Origin of the sequence: Pseudomonas sp. NFPP25 (assembly GCF_900116505.1) — a bacterium.
Taxonomy (GTDB): domain Bacteria; phylum Pseudomonadota; class Gammaproteobacteria; order Pseudomonadales; family Pseudomonadaceae; genus Aquipseudomonas; species Aquipseudomonas protegens.
Map to the genome: position 1 here is coordinate 229,275 of NZ_FPBG01000001.1, position 17,705 is coordinate 246,979.

A 17,705-nucleotide genomic window follows, 5' to 3' on the forward strand; every position below is an offset into this window, starting at 1 on the left:
TTCCTGCCATGCGACCTGCTTGGTGGAGTCGCATCCAGCGTGTAAGGGAGTCAAGGACGAAGGTGAAAATACGCAGGCTGCCTGATTCGGGCGTCCTGTCAGTAATACGCATTCAGGCTTCAGGGGTTGTCCAGATCCTCACGGACCGGTCGTTGTGCCGGCCGCTGCATTTGCAGGTACAGGCCATTCTCTTCAATGGGCTCAAAGCCCAGCCGCTGATACAGGTACCGGGCCCGGCTGGCGGTTTCGACGCTCAGGCTGCTGTTGTGCCCCTGGGCGTCGGCCTGCGCCAGGATCGCCCGCAACAGTCGGGTACCCAGGCCTTGGCCATGCCAGGCGGGCAGCAGGGCGATATCGACGATGCGCTGCTCAGTGGCGTGCCGATGCAGGCACAGGCGGCCGATGGGCTGGCCGGCCTGCTCGACAATCAGCCACTGCGCCTCGGGGTAGTGCCGCTCATAGTGCTGGCGTTGCAACTCGGCCTGGTTGTGCAGGAACGCCCGTCGTTGGGCGTCGCTCCAGCCAGGAACGGCACTGACCTCGTCCCAACGGCGGGACACGAACAGCTCCTGCAGGAAGGCCAGGTCGTCAGCGCTCTGCGGACGCAGCCTGGCGCCGGCCGGCAGCGTGACCTGCAGGAGAGAGTCAAGGCATGATCTGGTCACGATTGCTGTGGGTACTCGCCGTTCAGGCAGATGCAATAGCGCAGGGTCAGGAAAGGCTGCATCACATCGCGCGTCGAACCTGTCTTCGCCGCCTCCGTACCGTTCGTGGTCACCGTACTTGGATGCAGGCTTGGTACCGGAGCAGCGGTGGGCGGCACTGTGCCGTTGTACAAGCGCACACCCCGTGGTTGTGCCAGGTAGGCAGTGCCATTGGCCAGGTCCAGGGCGCCAGTGGTGTCGGTGCCGTCCTTGGCCAGTACGTGATGGGTATGGGGCGCAAAGTGTGCTGGCAACAAGGTCGTTGTATCGCCGCCCACGGCCTGGCCCAGGGATCGATTGGTCAGGTTGGCACCCTGGCCGGTGCCGATGGTGACGCGACTTTTGAGGTTGGGCAGATTGAAACTGGTCCCGGCAGTACCGCCATAAGTGAGGCCGATCACGGAGTACAGTGCGGGGTAATTCTGCGCGAGCAACGGGCTGCCGTCGCAGACGGCCCAGTTATCGGGAGCGAAGTTGAAGGGAAAGAGCCTGATTTCACCAGTAAAAGCGTCCATGGTCGAGCATTCCTGAAGTTAAGAGAAACTAGGGCTTTTGTGGGTAGTAGCCGTTCAGGCAGATGATGTAGGTGATCGCCAGGGACCCCATCATGTTGCTGTGTGGCTCGACTGCTTTATTGGGGATACCCAGAGCCGGGCTAAGAAAGTTGGGGCTCATGCTGACCACCGCCGATGTGCTGTCGCCCTTGCTGTAAAGGCCGGTAAAGCTGCCTTCAAGCTTGAACTTGCCAAAGGTGTAGCTATTGGCCGGTTGGTTGGCGGGGAGCGGGTTGGCGGATGTGACCTCGCTGGAACTGACCTGGAAGCCATGGATGTGCGGTGGGGTATTGAGCGCACTCATGGTGACCTGCTCGGTCCCTACGGCCTGGCCCAGGGCCCGGGGTGTGAAGCCGGGTCCATTGCCCTGGCCGATGGGGGTGCGGCCGCGGTAGTCAGGCAGGCAGAAGGTGTTGCTGCCATCACCGCCGTAGGTCGTGCCGATCAGGGAGTAAAGGGCTTCAAAGTTCCGGATCAACAGTTGCGCACCGTTACACAGGGCCCAGCCCCTGGGGGCAAAGTTGCCGGCAAACATGCGGATTTCTCCGAGGTATGCATCAGACATATCACTATCCTTAGTCGTTAGGCCCGGGGTGGGTAGGTGCCGGTGACGGCAATGCAGAAGTTGCCGACGATCGACGGCTGCATGTTCGGCAGTGGATAGCCGAGGGTGGTCACCACTGTGATCGGGTTGATCGTCACGCGATCTTTGTCGGCATAAGCGACATAGGTGGGCTTGGATACGGCGCCTTTGGACGTCGAACTGATGGCGGGAATATTTCCCGCCGGCCCGCCGGTGCCGGCGGTGACCGCGACATTGGCGACATGGTTGTGGGCGGGCAGGTTGTTGAGGGTCAGTGCGACCCACTCGGCGCCGTCCATGCTGCCCAGTTCATGTACCCCCAGCACAGGGCTGGTCGACGCGACAGGGTTTTCCCCCAGGGCTGCGCGGCCTCGAAGGTCTGGCAGGCCGAAGGTGGTTCTACCGTCGCCGCCGTAGCGATCGCCGAGCAGGCTGGCCAGCGCCGTATAGTTCACGACGTCAAGGATCTGTCCCTGACACAAAAGCCAGCCTTGTGGGGCCCAGGCCCAAGGGAACAGACGAATCTCGCCGAGAAAGGGTTCCATGTTCTTCGCTCCTTGAAAAAAGGCCTGGCAGAAGTACTTTCCGCAGCTGGCAATTTGATGTTGCGCACGATATACAAAATCGAATTTAGTTAGCAAACAGTATTTCTATCCATGAAAAAAGAGGAACTACTTCCCGGTGTTAGTGGGTTTGCGGCTTATCTTTTTTTACTTGGTCGGTAACATTAAGTTCATCTTGATCGGTAACATTCGATGCGCGTCACAGTCTTGTGCTTTAACGTTTTAGTTGCGGCATAAGCGCAGCGCGGTAAGCCTCATGCCTAGCGGCTTGGCACTAAAGATACAGGCCTTGAGGCATATCGAATGCTGGCTTGCGGCGGGTGGGCGGGGGTTATTGCGCTGCTCGCGAAAGTCCTCTAGTTCGGGCTTTTCAGGCCCTTTCATCACGAGCTCTAGTTGAGCGGGAGACGGCAGTGAAAAGTTCAGAAGAAAACAAAGTAGGCTAACGATCTTCCTGGGCGGGAAGCATGGGCCGCTTCCACGGGGAGGGTTCTGGAGTATAAGCAGAGGCTTTGGAAAGTGTTACCCGAAGCGATCCTTGTTGTTACCCGTTCTTTAAGTTGTTCCCAACTAGAATACTCGGGAATTAGTGCTTTAAGTCTGGCTTGAAAGGCGTTGTTCAAGCGGTGTGCAGAGTTTCTTTCAGGCCTTGCACCTGAAACGGGTAGGGCGCCGCTGCCCTGGCAGGCGGCACCCGGTGCCCGGCTTAGAGCCCGGCGTTTTCCGCCGCTACGCTTTTCGGCTTGCCGTAGTGCCACTCATAGACCACGAACTTGAAGTCCTTGAGATCGCCTTTCTCGTCGAAGCTCAGGTCGCCGGTGGGGGTCTTGAAGGTGCCCTTGTGGATCGCCTCGGCGACTTTTTCCGGGTCTTCGCTCTTGGCTGCGGCGATGCCTCCGGCAATCACTTCCACGGCCGAGTAGGACGGCAGCACGAACGGGCCGCTGGGGTTTTCCTTCTTGGCTTCGAAGGCCTCCACCAGGGCCTTGTTGGCCGGGTCCTGGTCGAAGGACTTGGGCAGGGTCACCAGCATGCCTTCGGAAGCGTCCTTGGCGATCTGCGAGATCGAGTCGTTGCCCACGCCTTCAGGCCCCATGAAGCGTGCGGTCAGGCCCTTTTCCTTGGCCTGGCGCAACAGCAGGCCCATTTCCGGGTGGTAGCCGCCGAAGTAGACGAAATCCACATTGGCCTGCTTGAGCTTGGCCAGGATCGAGGAGTAGTCGCGTTCGCCGACGTTGATGCCTTCGAACATCGCCACCTTGATGCCTTCCTTGCCGAGGATGTCCTTGACCGAGCTGGCAATGCCTTCGCCGTACTGTTGCTTGTCGTGCAGCACCGCCACATTGGTCGGCTTGAGCTGGGCGATGTAGCGTGCCGCCGCCGGGCCCTGGGCGTTGTCCAGGCCGATGGTGCGGAACACCATCTTGTAGCCACGGGCGGTCAGCTCTGGGCTGGTGGCGGCCGGGGTGATCATCACGATGCCTTCGTCTTCGTAGATGTCCGACGCGGGTTGGGTGGAGCTGGAGCACAGGTGTCCGACCACGAACTTGACGCCGTCGTTGACCACCTTGTTGGCCACGGCGACCGCTTGCTTGGGGTCGCAGGCATCGTCGTATTCCACGGCCACCAGTTGCTTGCCGTCGACGCCACCCTTGGCGTTGATCTGCTCGATGGCCATGCGCGCGCCGCTGAACTGCATGTCACCGTATTGCGCCACCGGGCCGGTCTTGGCCCCGGCGATGCCGATCCGGATGCTGTCGGCTGCCATGGAATGGCAGGCCAGGCCGGCAAGGATCATGGCGCTGAGCAGTTGGGTGGCTTTGTTATTGATACGACTCATGGGTTGTTCCACTCCTGTGGGTTACGGTTCTAAGGGTGTTGCGGGTGTTGCCTGGACTGCCGGCGCTCGGGCGCCGGCAGGGTGTTGTAGTCGGCTTTGCCGCCAGATGTGCTGATCCTGCTCAAGGCAGGGCCTTGCCGATTCGGCTCACGGCCTCCAGGGTGGGGCGCGCGGGTTCGGCGCTGGCGTCCAGGGCCTGGGCGATGTCGGCCAGCAGGTCGGCGATGTCTTCCAGCCCCACCGACAGCCGTACCAGGCCCTCGGCGATGCCGTGTTCGGCCCGTTCCTCCTGGGTGTAGGTGGAATGGGTCATGCTCGCCGGGTGCTGGGCCAGGGATTCGGCATCCCCCAGGCTGACCGCGCGGCTGAACAGCCCCAGGGCGTTCATGAAGCGTCGCCCGCTGGCCAGCCCACCCTTGAGTTCGAAGGCGATCATGCCGCCGGGCAGCTTCATCTGTCTTGCGGCCAGGGCGTGTTGGGCAAAGGATGCCAGCCCCGGGTAGGCGACCCAGGCCACGGCGGGGTGGTCCTGGAGGAACTGGGCGACGGCCTGGGCGTTGGCGCAATGGCGATCCATGCGCAGGGCCAGGGTCTTGAGGCCGCGCATCAGGAGAAAGGCGTCCTGGGGCGAGAGCACCGCGCCGGTCAGGTCCTTCAGGCCCTGCAGGCGGATGCGTTCGGCCAGGGCCTGGCCGGTGACCACGATGCCGGCGGTGATGTCGCCATGGCCGCTGAGGTACTTGGTGGCCGAATGCAGCACCAGGTCGGCGCCCAGTTCCAGCGGGCGCTGCAGGTAAGGTGTGCAGTAGGTGTTGTCCACCGCCACGAGCAGGCCGGGATGCTGGCGGGCCACCTGGGCCACGGCGGCGATGTCCACCAGTTGCATGTTGGGGTTGGCCGGGGTTTCGAAATAGATCATCCGCGTGGCCGGGCCGATGGCCGCCCGTAGCTCGCCCAGGTCGGTCAGGTCGACATGGCGTACCTTGACGCCGAATTCGCCAAGGCCGTGGTGCAGCAGGGCAAAGGTGCAACCGTACAAAGTCTGGCCGACGATGACCTCGTCGCCCGGGCGCAGCAGGGTCCACAAGGTCGCGGCAATCGCCCCCATGCCGGAGCCGAACGCCACGGCCGCTTCGCCGTTTTCCAGGGCGGCCATGCGCGCTTCCAGCAACGCCAGGGTCGGGTTGCCGATGCGGGTATAGAAGTAGCCGGGTTCTTCACCGGCAAAACAGCCGGCGCCGTATTCGGCGGTGGCGAAGGTGAAGGTGGAGGTCAGGTAGATCGGCGGGATCAGCGCGCCCTGATGCTCCTGGGGGTTGTAGCCGTGATGGATGGCACGGGTGGAAAAACCAAGGTCACTGTTTTTATTGTTCATGGTGAACGCTCCCGGATTTGCTCTAATGCTATGCTCAAATCCGGCGCAATAATTTCCAATATCGGCCCTTTAGAACCGAATAATTGGAATAAATAACCATAAAAATAAGATAAAAAGGTAAGACATGCCCCTCGATCTGGACCGTATCGACAAAGCCCTGCTGATCGCCCTGCAAGACAACGCCCGGCTGACCAATGCCGAGCTGGCGGACAGCGTCGCCTTGACCACCTCGCCGTGCTGGCGCCGGGTGAAGATTCTCGAAGAGAGCGGGGTGATTACCGGTTACCAGGCGATCCTCTCGCCCAAGGCGCTGGGCTATGGGGTCACCGCCTTTGTCAGCGTGATGATGGAATCCCACTCCCAGGACACCGCCCGGGCCTTCGAGCAGCGGCTGCTGGAGATCCCGGAAATCATCGCCTGCCACAACGTCTCCGGGCGCTACGACTTTCTCCTCGAAGTACTGGCCAAGGACCTGGAATCCTTCGGCGAGTTCGCCCGTGAAGTGTTGCAGACCCTGCCGGCGGTGAAGGAGATCTATTCGAGCTTTTCCTTCAAGTCGGTCAAGCCGTTGCGGCAGATTCCGGTACAAGAGTGAGCGCAGGCGGGGCGCCAGCGTCCCTGCGATTCACAAGCAACCTTGCTGTCTGAAACAGGCCCTCAGCGAAGGAGCGCCGGCCAGGGTTCACACCGCGCCCGGGGCCGCGAGGTTGCAATATTGTCCTTTGAAATACAGCAATGGCTGCGCAGCAGTCGCTTGCTGCAGGTTCAGCGCCTTGACTTCACCGATCACGATCAGGTGGTCACCGGCGACGTGTTCGGCATGAATTTCACAATCGAGCCAGTGCAGGCTGCCGGCAATGATCGGGTTGCCCAGCGGCGATTCCTGCCATTGAACTCCCTGCCACTTGTCCGTGCCTTTGCTTGCGAACTGGTTGGAAATCCTGACCTGCTCGCCTGAGAGGATATTGACCATGAAGCGGCCCGCCTGACGAATCTTGGGGTAGCTGGCCGAGCTGGACATGACGCTGAATGACACCAGCGGCGGGCTCATCGACACGCTATAGAACGACTGGCACGTGAAGCCGAGCGGCTCGCCATCAACCTGCGAGGTAATCACCGTGATGCCGGATGCGTAGTGCCCGAGCGCTTCGCGAAAGCGCATTGGCTCGATAGCCGTACTGGGAAGTGACATGGCGGGTCCTGAATATTGGGTACTGTCCGACAGCGCGCAGAGGGGTGAAGCGGCGGCTTTTCAATCCACCGCTTCACCCCTCTGGCACACCACTTGCGGCTTTAGCTCAGCGCAGGTTCGAGAGTTCTCTTCGGATGATTTCTGCGCCGGCACTCAAAGCCTTCAGCTTGCCCCTTGCCACGCCACGGGATAAGGGCGCCATGCCACAGTTGGTGCAGGGATAGAGCTTGTCGGCATCCACGAACTGCAATGCCTTGCGCAAGGTGTCGGCCACTTCCTCGGGTGTTTCAATGGTGTTGGAGGCCACATCAATGGCCCCGACCATCACTTTCTTGCCTCTGATGAGTTCAATGAGATCCATTGGGACATGAGAGTTGTGACATTCCAGCGAGACTATATCGATACTGGATTTCTGCAGCTTGGGGAACGCCTCTTCATATTGCCGCCACTCTGAGCCCAGGGTCTTTTTCCAGTCCGTATTGGCCTTGATGCCATAGCCATAGCAAATGTGCACCGCCGTTTCGCATTTAAGACCTTCAATGGCTCTTTCCAGGGTGGCCACACCCCAGTCATTCACTTCATCGAAGAAGACGTTAAAGGCGGGCTCATCAAACTGGATGATATCCACGCCGGCCGCCTCCAGCTCCCTGGCTTCCTGGTTGAGGATCTTGGCGAATTCCCAGGCCAGTTTTTCGCGGCTTTTGTAATGGCTGTCATAAAGCGTGTCGATCATCGTCATCGGGCCTGGCAGCGCCCACTTTATGGGTTGCTCGGTCTGCTGGCGCAGAAACTTGGCATCTTCCACGAAAACCGGCTTCTGGCGACTGACAGCCCCCACCACCGTGGGGACGCTCGCATCATAGCGATCACGAATCCTGACGGTTTCACGTTTTGCAAAATCAACGCCGCTGAGGTGTTCGATGAACGTCGTGACAAAGTGCTGACGTGTCTGCTCGCCATCACTGACGATATCAATGCCTGCTTGCTGTTGTTCTTGCAGTGACAAGCGCAAGGCGTCCTGCTTGCCTTCAACCAGTTCTTCCTCTTGCAACTTCCAGGGCGACCAGAGTGTTTCAGGTTGTGCAAGCCAGGAAGGTTTAGGCAAGCTGCCGGCAGTTGAAGTGGGTAACAACTTTTTCATCATGGGTGACCTTGTATTTTTGATGAGTCAAAGAGCGTAATTGGCGGACCACTGCTCAAGAATGGTCTGGTATGGCTTGATGAAGTTGTTCTCGACAAACTGCCCTTGCTCAATCGCCAGGCGGCTACGTTCTTCTCGGTCATAGACAATTCGAGTCAATGAATAGTCCTGGTGCTTCAGGCTCGGTTGATAGGATTTGCCTGCTGCAGAGTTGGCATTGTAGATCTCTGGCCGGTAAATCTTCTGGAAGGTGTCCATCGTGCTGATGGTGCTGATCAGTTCCAGGTTGGTGTAATCACTGAGCAAATCGCCGGCAAAGTAGAAAGCCAAAGGCGCAACGCTGTTGGACGGCATGAAGTAACGAACTTTCAACCCCATCTTGTTGAAGTATTCATCTGTTAGAGAGTATTCGTCCTGCTGGTATTCAATGCCCAGTACAGGGTGCTGGTTTTCAGTCCGATGGTAGGTCTTGCTGCTCGAAACGCTCAGGCAGATCACCGGTGGCTTGTTGAAGTTTTCCTTGTAAGTGCTGGAGTTGATGAAGTGCTTGAATAGCTTTCCATGCAGCTCTCCGAAGTTTTCCGGAATGCTGAACTGTGGTCGCTCCCTGTTGTGCTCCGGCAACAGCACGCTGAAGTCGTAGTCCCGTACGTAAGAGGAAAAGTTGTTTCCTACAACGCCCTCAAAGCGTTCGTTGGTCTTTCGATCGAAAATATTGGTTTTCAATATTTCAATCAGGGGGATGGCATGGCCACTGCTTCGAGTGTCGATGTCCATCTCCACGGAGATGATTTCAAGCTCGACTGCATAACGATCGCCCTTGGGGTTATCCCAATGCGCCAAGGCATTGAAGCGGTTGTCAATCATCCTCAAGGTATTGCGCAAGTTCTCTTGGCGACTCTTGCCCCTGGCCAGGTTGGCAAAGTTGGTGGTGATGCGCGTATTCTCGGACGGGTGATAATTTTCGTCGAAGCAAATGCTCTTGATGGTGAATGTGAAATCGTTGTTCATTGTGATCTGGCATCCTGATTTCCGAGATAAGTCCTGAACTTGTTTGTTGGCTTTCAGTGCTTTCCAGTTTTGTTCCTGGCTGCTTTTGCTCGGTAGTCTTTATGTTGTCTATTATTGAGGCGCATCTTATGTCGAGCTATTAATTGAGTACTAATGAATTGATTTCACCAGGTCTTTAGTCACATTCATGATGAGATATTCACTCAATCGCAAAAGCCTATTTGCCCCAGTATTCATTGCCCGGCCAAACCACTGGTTGAGGGTGTGCCTGGGCTCTGGCGCAATCCGACCCGTGGTGGCTGCGGCAGCACTCGACAGGGCTGCCAGTGCCAGATGGGCCGGGAGCTGGCCCATCAATGCAATTGCTGCTCGTCCAGGTAGCGGTTCAGGCATTGGATGAAGGCCTGGTGCTTGCGGGTCTGGCGCCTGTGGGCGGGGTAGATCACATGGATCCTCGGGCCGAACTGCTCCGGGTCCAGCTGCGCCTCGGGCAGCAGTTGCACCAGCTCGCCGCGACGCAGGTAGGGCGCGGCGCTCCACTGCGGGCACAGTTGCAGGCCCAGCCCGGCCAGTAGGGCACCGAACAGGAAATCGTAATTGTCACTGGCCAGCCGCGGCACCGGCTGGGGCACACGCTGCTGCTCGCCATTCAAGGTGAAGCGCCAGAAATGCGGGTTCAGTGCCGGGTGACGGAAGATCAGCCAGTCATGCTCGGCAAAATGCGCCGGGGTCACCGGTAAGGGCTGGCGCTGCAGATAGCGCGGGCTGGCGCAGAGCAGGATGCGGTTGGCCGTCAGCGGGCGGGCGATCAGGTCCGGCAGCTCCACCGGCCCGTCGCGCACGGCCAGGTCATAGCCGCCACTTTGCAGGTCGACGAATTCGTCGGTGAGCTCCACGTCCAGGCGCATCTGCGGGTACTGCTCAAGAAAGCCGTAGCAGGCGCCATTGAGAAAGGCCGGGGCGAAGGAGGGCGGCGCCACCAGGCGCAGGGTGCCGCACATTTCCTGCTGCAGCCGCTCGATGTCTTCCCCGGCCTGTTGCAGTTGGCGCAATACCTGCCGGGCGCTGGCCAGGTAGATATGCCCGGCCTCGGTGAGGGCGATCCGGCGTGTGGAGCGCTCCAGCAAGCGGGTGCCGAGCTGGTTCTCCAGGTGGCTCACTGCCTTGGTCAGGGCCGAGGTGGTCTTGCCCAGGCACGCGGCGGCGCGGGTGAAGCTGCCCTGATCGACCGTGGTCACGAACATGGTGATGGCGCCCAGCTGGTCCATTGCAGTCTTGCCTCTTTGGAAAGGATGGGTTGCGCGAAGCAGTATTCTTAAGCACCGGTGACTTGGCTAGTCTCTGGCGCATTCTGAGCCAAGGGTGCGAACAACCATGAAAAAGACGCTGAATATCACGCTGGCCTCGGCCCTGGCCCTGGTCTCGCTGCACAGCCAGGCCGCGGTGGACCTGGTGCTGCACAACGCCAAGGTGTTCACCGCCGAGCAGGGCCAGCCCCTGCAACAGGCGGTGGCGGTGGAGCAGGGGCGCATCGTCATGGTCGGCAGCGATGCCCAGGTGCTGGCGCTGAAGGCCCCGGGCACCCAGGTCATCGACCTGCAGGGCAAGGTGCTGAAGCCGGGGTTCATCGACAGCCACAGTCATGCCATCTTCGGGGGCCTGAAGCTCAAGGCCGCCGACCTGGAAACCCAGCAACTGCCCCTGGACGAGCTGGAGCAGCGCCTGCGCGGCTGGCGCGATGACGGCAAGGCGCGGCATGGCGAGATCCTCAGCGTCAGCGGTTTTCCCTCGACCTACTGGAGCCAGGTGGACGCCCTGGAACAGCGCTTCAACCAGGGCGAATGGGCCGATGTACCGATTCTGTTCGTTGGCTGGGACTACCACACCGGCTGGGCCAACCGCGCCATGCTCAAGCGCGGCGGCATAGACGCCGCGCGGGTCAAGGCGCTGCAGGGCGAGGCCCAGGCCACCATCGGCCATCACCCGGACAGCAGCCCCAACGGTTTTGTCGCCGATGCCGGGCTCTCAGCCCTGACCTCGCAACTGCCGCCGCCGAGCTTCGAGCAGTTGCTCGACGCTGGGCGCGCCGCCCGCGACCTCAACCTGAGCCTGGGCATCACCGCGCTGATGGACCCGGCGGCCAACGCCACCCCGGGCGACGCGCTGTTCGCCATGCATCCCACGGCCCAGACCGTCGGTGTGCTGCCGGTGTACAAGGCGCTGGCGCAGAAGGGCGAGCTGACCCTGCGGGTCGCGGCCCTGATGGTGGCCAATCCCAAGAGCCGCCCGGCGGACCTGGAGGTGCTGGAGCAGGTGCGCCAGCAGTTCCTCGGGGTGCCGAACCTGAGCCTGCCGGGGATCAAGATCTTCGCCGACGGTGTCGCCGAGTTTCCGGCGCAGACCGCTTCCCTGCTGACCCCCTACAAGAACTCGAAGAAGGACGGCGAACTGCTGATCGACCCGGCGCATTTCGGCGAGCTGGTCAGCGCCGCCGATGCCCGTGGCTGGCTGGTGCATGTGCATGCCATTGGCGACCGCGCGGTGCGCGAATCCCTCAACGGCATCGAGCAGGCGCGGCGTGATCGCCAGAGTGGGGTGGTGCACTCCATCACCCACTTGCAGATGGTCAACCCCAAGGAGTTCGCCCGCTTCAAGCCACTGGACGTGATCGCCTCCATGCAGCTGTACTGGGCCGCCGCCGATGAGCTGAGCATCGATTTGCTCCAGCCCTACATCAGCGCCATGCAGTTCCAGTTCATGTACCCGGCCCGCTCGCTGCTGAAGAACGGCGCCACCATCGCCGGGGCCAGCGACTGGCCGGTAAGCACCCCGGAACCCTGGAAGGCCATCGCCCAGGCCATCAACCGCAAGGGGCCCAAGGGCGTGTTGAACAAGGACGAAGGCATCGACCGGGAAACCATGTTCTACGCCTACACCCGCAACGCCGCGCGGGCCATTGGCCTGGAGCAGCAGATCGGCAGCCTGGCCCCGGGCAAGCAGGCCGACCTGATCGTTCTTGACCGCGATGTGTTCCAGGTGCCCCAGGAGCAACTGGCGCAAACCCAGGTGCTCAAGACCTACTTTGCCGGGCGTGAGGTGTATAGCCGGCCGTGATGCTGCATGGATGCCGGCCGGGCCCGCGATCTTCATCGCGGGCTTTTTTTTGCCTTGTCGACCACTGCGACGCCTTCGCTGGCAAGCCAGCGCCTACGGGCGAACGGCCTCACGGCCAAACACTTTTCTGCACGGCGATGATTGACGCGGCCAGAGCGTATCCCTATTATTTGTCGACCGACAAAGAATAGGGAGCAGTTCGATGAAAACCCTCAAGGGGCCCAGCCTGCATCTGGCGCAATTCAGCGCCGAGACGGCGCCGTTCCACAATTTGCCGGCGATTGCCCAATGGGCCGCCGACCTGGGTTTCAAGGCGCTGCAGATCCCTGCCTGGGATGCGCGGTTGTTCGACGTCGCCACGGCGGCCGAGAGCCAGGACTACTGCGATGAACTCAAGGGCCAGCTGGCGCAGAAGGGCCTGCAGATCAGCGAGCTGACCAGCCATATCTTCGGCCAACTGGTGGCGGTGCACCCGGCCTACGACGCGATGTGCGACAACTTCGCCCCGCCAGCGCTGCGGGGCAATCCGCAAGCCAGAACGGCCTGGGCCATGGAGCAGATGAAGCTGGCGGCCAAGGCTTCGCGACGCCTGGGGCTGAGTGAGCTGGGGACCTTTTCCGGGTCCCTGGCCTGGCCTTATCTGTTTCCCTTTCCCCAGCGCCCCGAGGGCCTGATCGAGACGGCGTTCGACGAGCTGGCGCGGCGCTGGCGGCCGATCCTCGATGCCTGCGACGAGCAGGGGGTCAACCTGTGCTACGAGATCCACCCCAGCGAGGACCTGCACGACGGCACCAGCTTCGAACGCTTCCATGAATTGGTGGACCATCACCCGCGTTGCAACATTCTCTTCGACCCCAGCCACTTCGTGCTGCAACAGCTGGACTACCTGAGTTACCTGGACATCTACCACGAGCGCATCCGCATGTTTCACGTCAAAGATGCCGAGTTCAATCCCAGCGGCCGCCAGGGCATCTACGGCGGCTACAGCGCCTGGGTCGAGCGCGCCGGGCGCTTCCGTTCCCTGGGCGATGGCCAGGTGGACTTCAAGGGGATCTTTTCCAAGCTGGCGCAATACGACTACCCGGGCTGGGCGACCCTGGAATGGGAGTGCTGCCTCAAGGATCAGGAGGATGGCGCCCGGGAAGGTGTCGAGTTCATCAACCGGCACATGATCCAGGTCACCCAGCGCATCTTCGACGACTTCGCCGGCGCGCAGATCGACCGCCAACAGATCAACGCCATGCTCGGCATTGCCTGAAACCCTTCATCGAGAACACACCATGAATGCTTTGACTGACACCCTCCAGGCCGACAGCCTCGACCTGGTTCACCGCTATGTGCGCGTCGATGGCCAGCGCATCCACTGTGTCATCGCCGGCACGGGCCGGCCGGTGCTGTTGATTCCCGGCTGGCCGCAGACCTGGTACGCCTGGCGTCAGGTGATCCAGGCCCTGGCTGCCCAAGGCTTCCAGGCCATTGCCGTGGACCCGCCGGGCAGCGGCCAGTCCGACCGCCCTGAGCACGGCTACGACACCGGCCATGTGGCCGCGGTGCTGCACCAGGTGATGGGGCAGTTGGGTTTCGAGCGCTACAGCGTGGTCGGCCACGACGTCGGCATGTGGATCGCCTACGCCTTGGCCAGCGACCATCCGCAGGCGGTGGAGCGCCTGGCGCTGACCGAGGCGGTGATCCCCGGGCTGGCGGATGCACCACCGATTTTCGTCGCGCCGCAGCAGAACATCTTTCTCTGGCACTTCATGTTCAACCAGCTGCGGGATTTGCCGGAAGCCTTGATCGCCGGGCGCGAGCGGGCCTATCTGAATTACATCTTCGACCACTGGTCCCATCGCCGCGAGGCGGTGGCCGCCGAAGTCTACATCGAGGCCTACGCTGCCCCGGGCGGGTTGCGCGCAGGCTTCGCCTATTACCGGGCGATCCCCGAGACGGTGCGCCAGAATCAGCTGCGCGCGCAGCGGCCGCTGACCATGCCGGTGCTGGCCATTGGTGCCGAGCACGCCACCAACGATGCACCTCTGCTGACCCTGCAGGGCCATGCCAATGACCTGCGCGGGGCCATTGTCGAGGACTGCGGGCACTTCATCATGGAAGAGGCACCGGAGGAATTTCTCGCGCTGCTGCTGCCGTTTCTGCAGGAGGGCCGTGACTGAGGCAGGGCGCAGGCAAGGCCGCGGCCACGGAAATTGGCCGCGGCCGGCGCAAATCTAATATCATTTCGTCCCGGCGCCCTGCGCCAACCGGCTGTTCGGGCTCAACCGAGCGCCTTCCCTGTCCCGACGAGATACCCGACCCCCATGGCTGGAAGACCCCGCGAATTCGACCGTCACCAGGCACTGCGCCAGGCGCTCGAACTGTTCTGGCGCCGTGGTTTCGAAACCACCTCCATGGCCGACCTGGTGGCGGCCCTGGGCATCGCCTCGGCGCGCATCTATGCCGCCTTCGGCTCCAAGGAGGCGTTGTTTCGCGAGGCCATCGAGCTGTACGAAAGCCAGGAAGGCGGTTTCGCCGACCTGGCCCTGCAAGAGCCCTGCGCCTACGTCGCCATCGAGCGCATGCTGCAAGAAGCGGTGGCACTCTACACCCGGGCCGACGGCCCCCGTGGCTGCATGGTGGTGGCCTCGGCGGTGAACTGCTCAAGCGACAACGACAGCGTGCGCGAATGGCTGGCCGAACATCGCCGGGCGCGTACCGCAAGCATTATCCAGCGCCTGGAAGCCGCGCAGCAGGCGGGTGAATTGCCCGGCCACAGCGATGCAACTTCCCTGGGCGATTATTACTCTACGGTGCTCCACGGGCTGTCGGTGCAAGCCCGCGACGGCGTCAGTGCGGCGCGCCTGCTGCAGGGCGTGGCGCTGGCCATGCAGGTCTTTGCGCGAACCGCCCAAGGGAATTGAAGCGGCGCTGCACCCTGGCTCCGCCTGGGAGCCTTTGCCCGCAATCCGGGAGCAGCGATGCTGGCCCGGGTTGTGCATTTTTCCAGCGGGTCCCGGACCCGTTCCATCATCGAAAGAGTATGACGCCCCCCCATGAGTGATTCCGCGGCGACACCCCAAGGCAACTGGCAGCCGGTCATCGCGCTGGCGTTGGCGGCCTTTGTCTTCAACACCACCGAGTTTGTGCCGGTGGGCCTGCTCAGCGCCATTGGCGCCAGCTTCGACCTGCCCACCGAGCGGGTCGGTCTGATGCTCACCATCTACGCCTGGATCGTGTCCCTGACCTCGCTGCCGGTGATGCTGCTGACCCGCAACATCGAACGACGCAAGCTGCTCACGGTGCTGTTCGGGCTGTTTATCGTCAGCCATGTGTTCTCCAGCCTGGCCAGCAACTTCGGCCTGCTGATGCTCAGCCGCATCGGCGTGGCCCTGGCCCATGCACTGTTCTGGTCCATCACCGCGTCCCTGGCGGTGCGCCTGGCGCCGCCGGGCAAGCAGGTGCAGGCCCTCGGGCTGCTGGCCACCGGCACCTCACTGGCCATGGTCCTGGGCATTCCCCTGGGCCGCTTGCTGGGCGAGGCCCTGGGCTGGCGCACCACGTTCAGCGTGATCGCGGCCATGGCCGGCCTGCTGGTGCTGTGGCTGATCCGCACCTTGCCGCTGCTGCCGAGCCAGAACTCCGGTTCCCTGCGCAGCCTGCCGCTGCTGTTCAAGCGCCCGGCGCTGGTGGCGATCTATGTGCTTACCGCCCTGGTGGTGACGGCGCAGTTCACCGCCTACAGCTACATCGAGCCCTTCATCAAGGTGGCGGCGGGCCTGGGGGGCGAGGTGGTGACCCTGGTCCTGCTGGTGTTCGGCGGCGCCGGGATCATCGGCTCGCTGCTGTTCAGCTGGCTGCACCGCCACAGCCCCCAGGGGTTTCTACTGACCGCGGTGGCGCTGCTGGCGCTGTGCCTGAGCCTGCTGTTGCCGCTCAATGGCCACGTCTGGTCGCTGGTGGCCCTGAGTGTGTTCTGGGGCATGGCGATCATGGGCTTCGGCCTGGCCCTGCAATCCAAGGTACTGGTGCTGGCGCCGGACGCCACCGACGTGGCCATGGCGATGTTCTCCGGCATCTACAACATCGGCATTGGCGGCGGTGCGCTGCTGGGCAGTTGGGTCGGCGGGCAGTTGGGCTTTGCCTATGTCGGCCTGGCGGGTGGCGCCCTGGCGACCCTGGCCTTGCTGTTGTACAGCCTGGCCCTGGGCCGCATGAGCCGCACCAGCGTGTAGCCGCTGCCGCAGGCTGCGAACGGTCTGGGCGGCACTCCGTCGCAGGGGCGCGGCGCTCTTGAGGCCGATAGAGGTTCGGCGGTCGATCGTCAAGCAAGGTCCTGCGGACCTTTTCGCAGCCTCGCCGCAGGCTCGGCAGCGGCTACAGGGCCGCAGGGTTTCGATAATGCGCGTCGTTCGCCCGAAGGTTACCGGCGTCGGGCTACGGGCCAGCAGGCCACCAGTACGAGCAGCAGCGCCGCCAGCAGGTAGGGCAGGCGTGGCTCCAGCCCGTAGATCAGGGTCCCGGCCAGGGGCCCGACCACTACCCCCAGGCCCTGGGCCGCGCCGATGGAGCCGGCCGTGGCGCCTTGTTCGGCGGCGTCCACCGAGTTGCTGGCCAGGGCGGCGAAGGAGGGGAAGATCCAGCCCATGCCGGCGGCCGAAACAAAGAACCCCAGCCACAGCACCCAGGCCTGGGCCGCGAGAATGCTGGTGACAAAGCCCAGCGCCGCCACCAGGGCGCCGATGCGGATCATCCGCAGCGGCGGCCATTCCAGTTTGCGCACCACCAGTTGCGAGGCGATCAGCGCCACCCCCACCAGGGTCAGGGAAATGCCGGCGGTCTGCGCCGCGTCGGCCGGGCTCATGCCCAGGCGGTCGAGGGCGAAGAAGCCCACGGTGATCTGCGCCATGGCCACGCACAGCATCGAGACGAACGCCACCACCAGCGGCCGGCGCAGGCGCGGATCGCCCAGGCTCACCGGCTTGGGCGGCTGCTTGAGGTGCAGTTCCTGGCGCGGCAGCCGTGCCTTGAGGAAGGCGAAGCCCAGCAGCGGCAACACCGCCAGCGCATAGAACGGCAGGCTCAGGCTGTGGCGCGCCAGCAATGCGGCAAGCGCCGGCCCCAGGACCAGCCCGCAGGCGTTGGCCGCCCCCAGGGACGCCATGGCCCGGGCGCGATGCTCGGGTTCGATGTTGTCGGCGATCAGCGCATAGCCGCCCACCGGGATTGCCGCATAGAACACCCCGATCAGGCCGCGGCCCAGCAGCAACCCGGCAAACGCCAGCAGCGCCGAAGGCAGGGCGTGCAGCGCCACGTCGATAAATAGGCTGAGGGCGAGAAAGGCCAGGGTGAAGCCGCCGGTGCCCAGCAGCAGGATGCGCCGCCGACCGAGGCGATCGCTGGCCCGGCCCCATGGGCGGGCCAGGAGCATCCAGATCACCCCGGAGACGGTCACCGCCATCCCTGCCTGCCAGGTGGCCAGGCCGAGAATCCGCGCAATGGGGCCGATCAGCGAAACGAACGCCATCATCGCCATGGTGCAGGCCAGGTTGGCCACCAGCAGCGGGCGCAGGTCGAAGGCCGGGGCGGCCTGGGGCGTGTCCAGGGTGTCGAGGGGCAACTGTTGAGCGTTGGTCATGG

At 62.6% G+C, this 17,705-nt stretch carries 17 protein-coding genes; 6 read left to right on the top strand and 11 right to left on the bottom strand.

Features of this window, described 5'->3' with window-relative positions:
- Nucleotides 1–119: 119 nt before the first annotated feature.
- The 6 genes from BM382_RS00890 to BM382_RS00915 form a co-directional block, all read right to left on the bottom strand.
- Nucleotides 120–665 carry a GNAT family N-acetyltransferase gene (locus BM382_RS00890; protein WP_011061799.1) on the bottom strand — a complete coding sequence of 182 codons (546 nt, stop codon included), beginning with the start codon at nt 663–665 and terminating at the stop codon, nt 120–122.
- Nucleotides 662–1,219 carry a phage tail protein gene (locus tag BM382_RS00895; RefSeq protein ID WP_072441422.1) on the bottom strand — a complete coding sequence of 186 codons (558 nt, stop codon included), beginning with the start codon at nt 1,217–1,219 and terminating at the stop codon, nt 662–664. Before BM382_RS00895 ends, BM382_RS00890 begins: the two co-directional genes overlap by 4 nt.
- A 28-nt stretch (nt 1,220–1,247) precedes the next feature.
- Complete coding sequence (locus tag BM382_RS00900) at nt 1,248–1,823, bottom strand: phage tail protein (protein WP_019094514.1); 576 nt, start codon at nt 1,821–1,823, stop codon at nt 1,248–1,250.
- A 17-nt stretch (nt 1,824–1,840) separates the two neighbouring features.
- On the bottom strand, nt 1,841–2,386 hold the full coding sequence (locus tag BM382_RS00905) for a phage tail protein (protein WP_072441425.1): 546 nt from the start codon (nt 2,384–2,386) through the stop codon (nt 1,841–1,843).
- Between the two features lie 724 nt (nt 2,387–3,110).
- Entirely contained in the window at nt 3,111–4,244 is a 1,134-nt protein-coding gene (locus BM382_RS00910; RefSeq protein WP_011061795.1) for a branched-chain amino acid ABC transporter substrate-binding protein, read from the bottom strand.
- A gap of 121 nt (nt 4,245–4,365) precedes the next feature.
- Nucleotides 4,366–5,619, bottom strand: coding sequence for a methionine gamma-lyase (locus BM382_RS00915; protein WP_011061794.1), 1,254 nt, complete (start codon nt 5,617–5,619; stop codon nt 4,366–4,368).
- Nucleotides 5,620–5,743: 124 nt separating this feature from the next.
- Between BM382_RS00915 and BM382_RS00920 the strand changes: the two genes are divergently transcribed.
- The gene (locus BM382_RS00920; protein WP_011061793.1) at nt 5,744–6,214 is read left to right on the top strand and encodes an Lrp/AsnC family transcriptional regulator; all 471 of its coding nucleotides are present in this window, start codon (nt 5,744–5,746) and stop codon (nt 6,212–6,214) included.
- Between the two features lie 87 nt (nt 6,215–6,301).
- On the opposite strand, the gene BM382_RS00925 is transcribed toward BM382_RS00920, so the two are convergent.
- The 4 genes from BM382_RS00925 to BM382_RS00940 all read right to left on the bottom strand — a co-directional run bounded on the left by BM382_RS00925 (nt 6,302) and on the right by BM382_RS00940 (nt 10,231).
- A complete protein-coding gene (locus BM382_RS00925) occupies nt 6,302–6,811 on the bottom strand; it encodes a flavin reductase family protein (protein ID WP_019094510.1) in 510 nt (169 codons plus the stop codon).
- A 106-nt stretch (nt 6,812–6,917) separates the two neighbouring features.
- Nucleotides 6,918–7,952: a methionine synthase gene (locus BM382_RS00930; protein ID WP_026020140.1), complete on the bottom strand. Its 1,035-nt coding sequence runs from the start codon at nt 7,950–7,952 to the stop codon at nt 6,918–6,920.
- 27 nt (nt 7,953–7,979) lie between these two features.
- A complete protein-coding gene (locus BM382_RS00935; RefSeq protein WP_072441428.1) occupies nt 7,980–8,963 on the bottom strand; it encodes a DUF1852 domain-containing protein in 984 nt (327 codons plus the stop codon).
- 353 nt (nt 8,964–9,316) lie between these two features.
- Nucleotides 9,317–10,231, bottom strand: coding sequence for a LysR family transcriptional regulator (locus tag BM382_RS00940; protein ID WP_072441446.1), 915 nt, complete (start codon nt 10,229–10,231; stop codon nt 9,317–9,319).
- Between the two features lie 106 nt (nt 10,232–10,337).
- On the opposite strand from BM382_RS00940, the gene BM382_RS00945 reads away from it, so the two are divergent.
- The 5 genes from BM382_RS00945 to BM382_RS00965 all read left to right on the top strand — a co-directional run bounded on the left by BM382_RS00945 (nt 10,338) and on the right by BM382_RS00965 (nt 16,300).
- Complete coding sequence (locus tag BM382_RS00945) at nt 10,338–12,077, top strand: amidohydrolase (RefSeq protein WP_072441449.1); 1,740 nt, start codon at nt 10,338–10,340, stop codon at nt 12,075–12,077.
- 202 nt (nt 12,078–12,279) lie between these two features.
- Nucleotides 12,280–13,335, top strand: a complete 1,056-nt coding sequence (locus tag BM382_RS00950; RefSeq protein WP_011061787.1) for a sugar phosphate isomerase/epimerase family protein — start codon at nt 12,280–12,282, stop codon at nt 13,333–13,335.
- Between the two features lie 22 nt (nt 13,336–13,357).
- Complete coding sequence (locus BM382_RS00955) at nt 13,358–14,245, top strand: alpha/beta fold hydrolase (RefSeq protein ID WP_072441453.1); 888 nt, start codon at nt 13,358–13,360, stop codon at nt 14,243–14,245.
- A gap of 144 nt (nt 14,246–14,389) precedes the next feature.
- Nucleotides 14,390–14,989, top strand: a complete 600-nt coding sequence (locus BM382_RS00960; protein WP_011061785.1) for a TetR/AcrR family transcriptional regulator — start codon at nt 14,390–14,392, stop codon at nt 14,987–14,989.
- 132 nt (nt 14,990–15,121) lie between these two features.
- On the top strand, nt 15,122–16,300 hold the full coding sequence (locus tag BM382_RS00965) for a sugar transporter (protein WP_011061784.1): 1,179 nt from the start codon (nt 15,122–15,124) through the stop codon (nt 16,298–16,300).
- Between the two features lie 188 nt (nt 16,301–16,488).
- Here the strand turns inward: BM382_RS00965 and BM382_RS00970 are convergent, their stop codons facing one another.
- Entirely contained in the window at nt 16,489–17,703 is a 1,215-nt protein-coding gene (locus BM382_RS00970; RefSeq protein ID WP_053159150.1) for an MFS transporter, read from the bottom strand.
- Between the last annotated feature and the right edge of the window lie 2 nt (nt 17,704–17,705).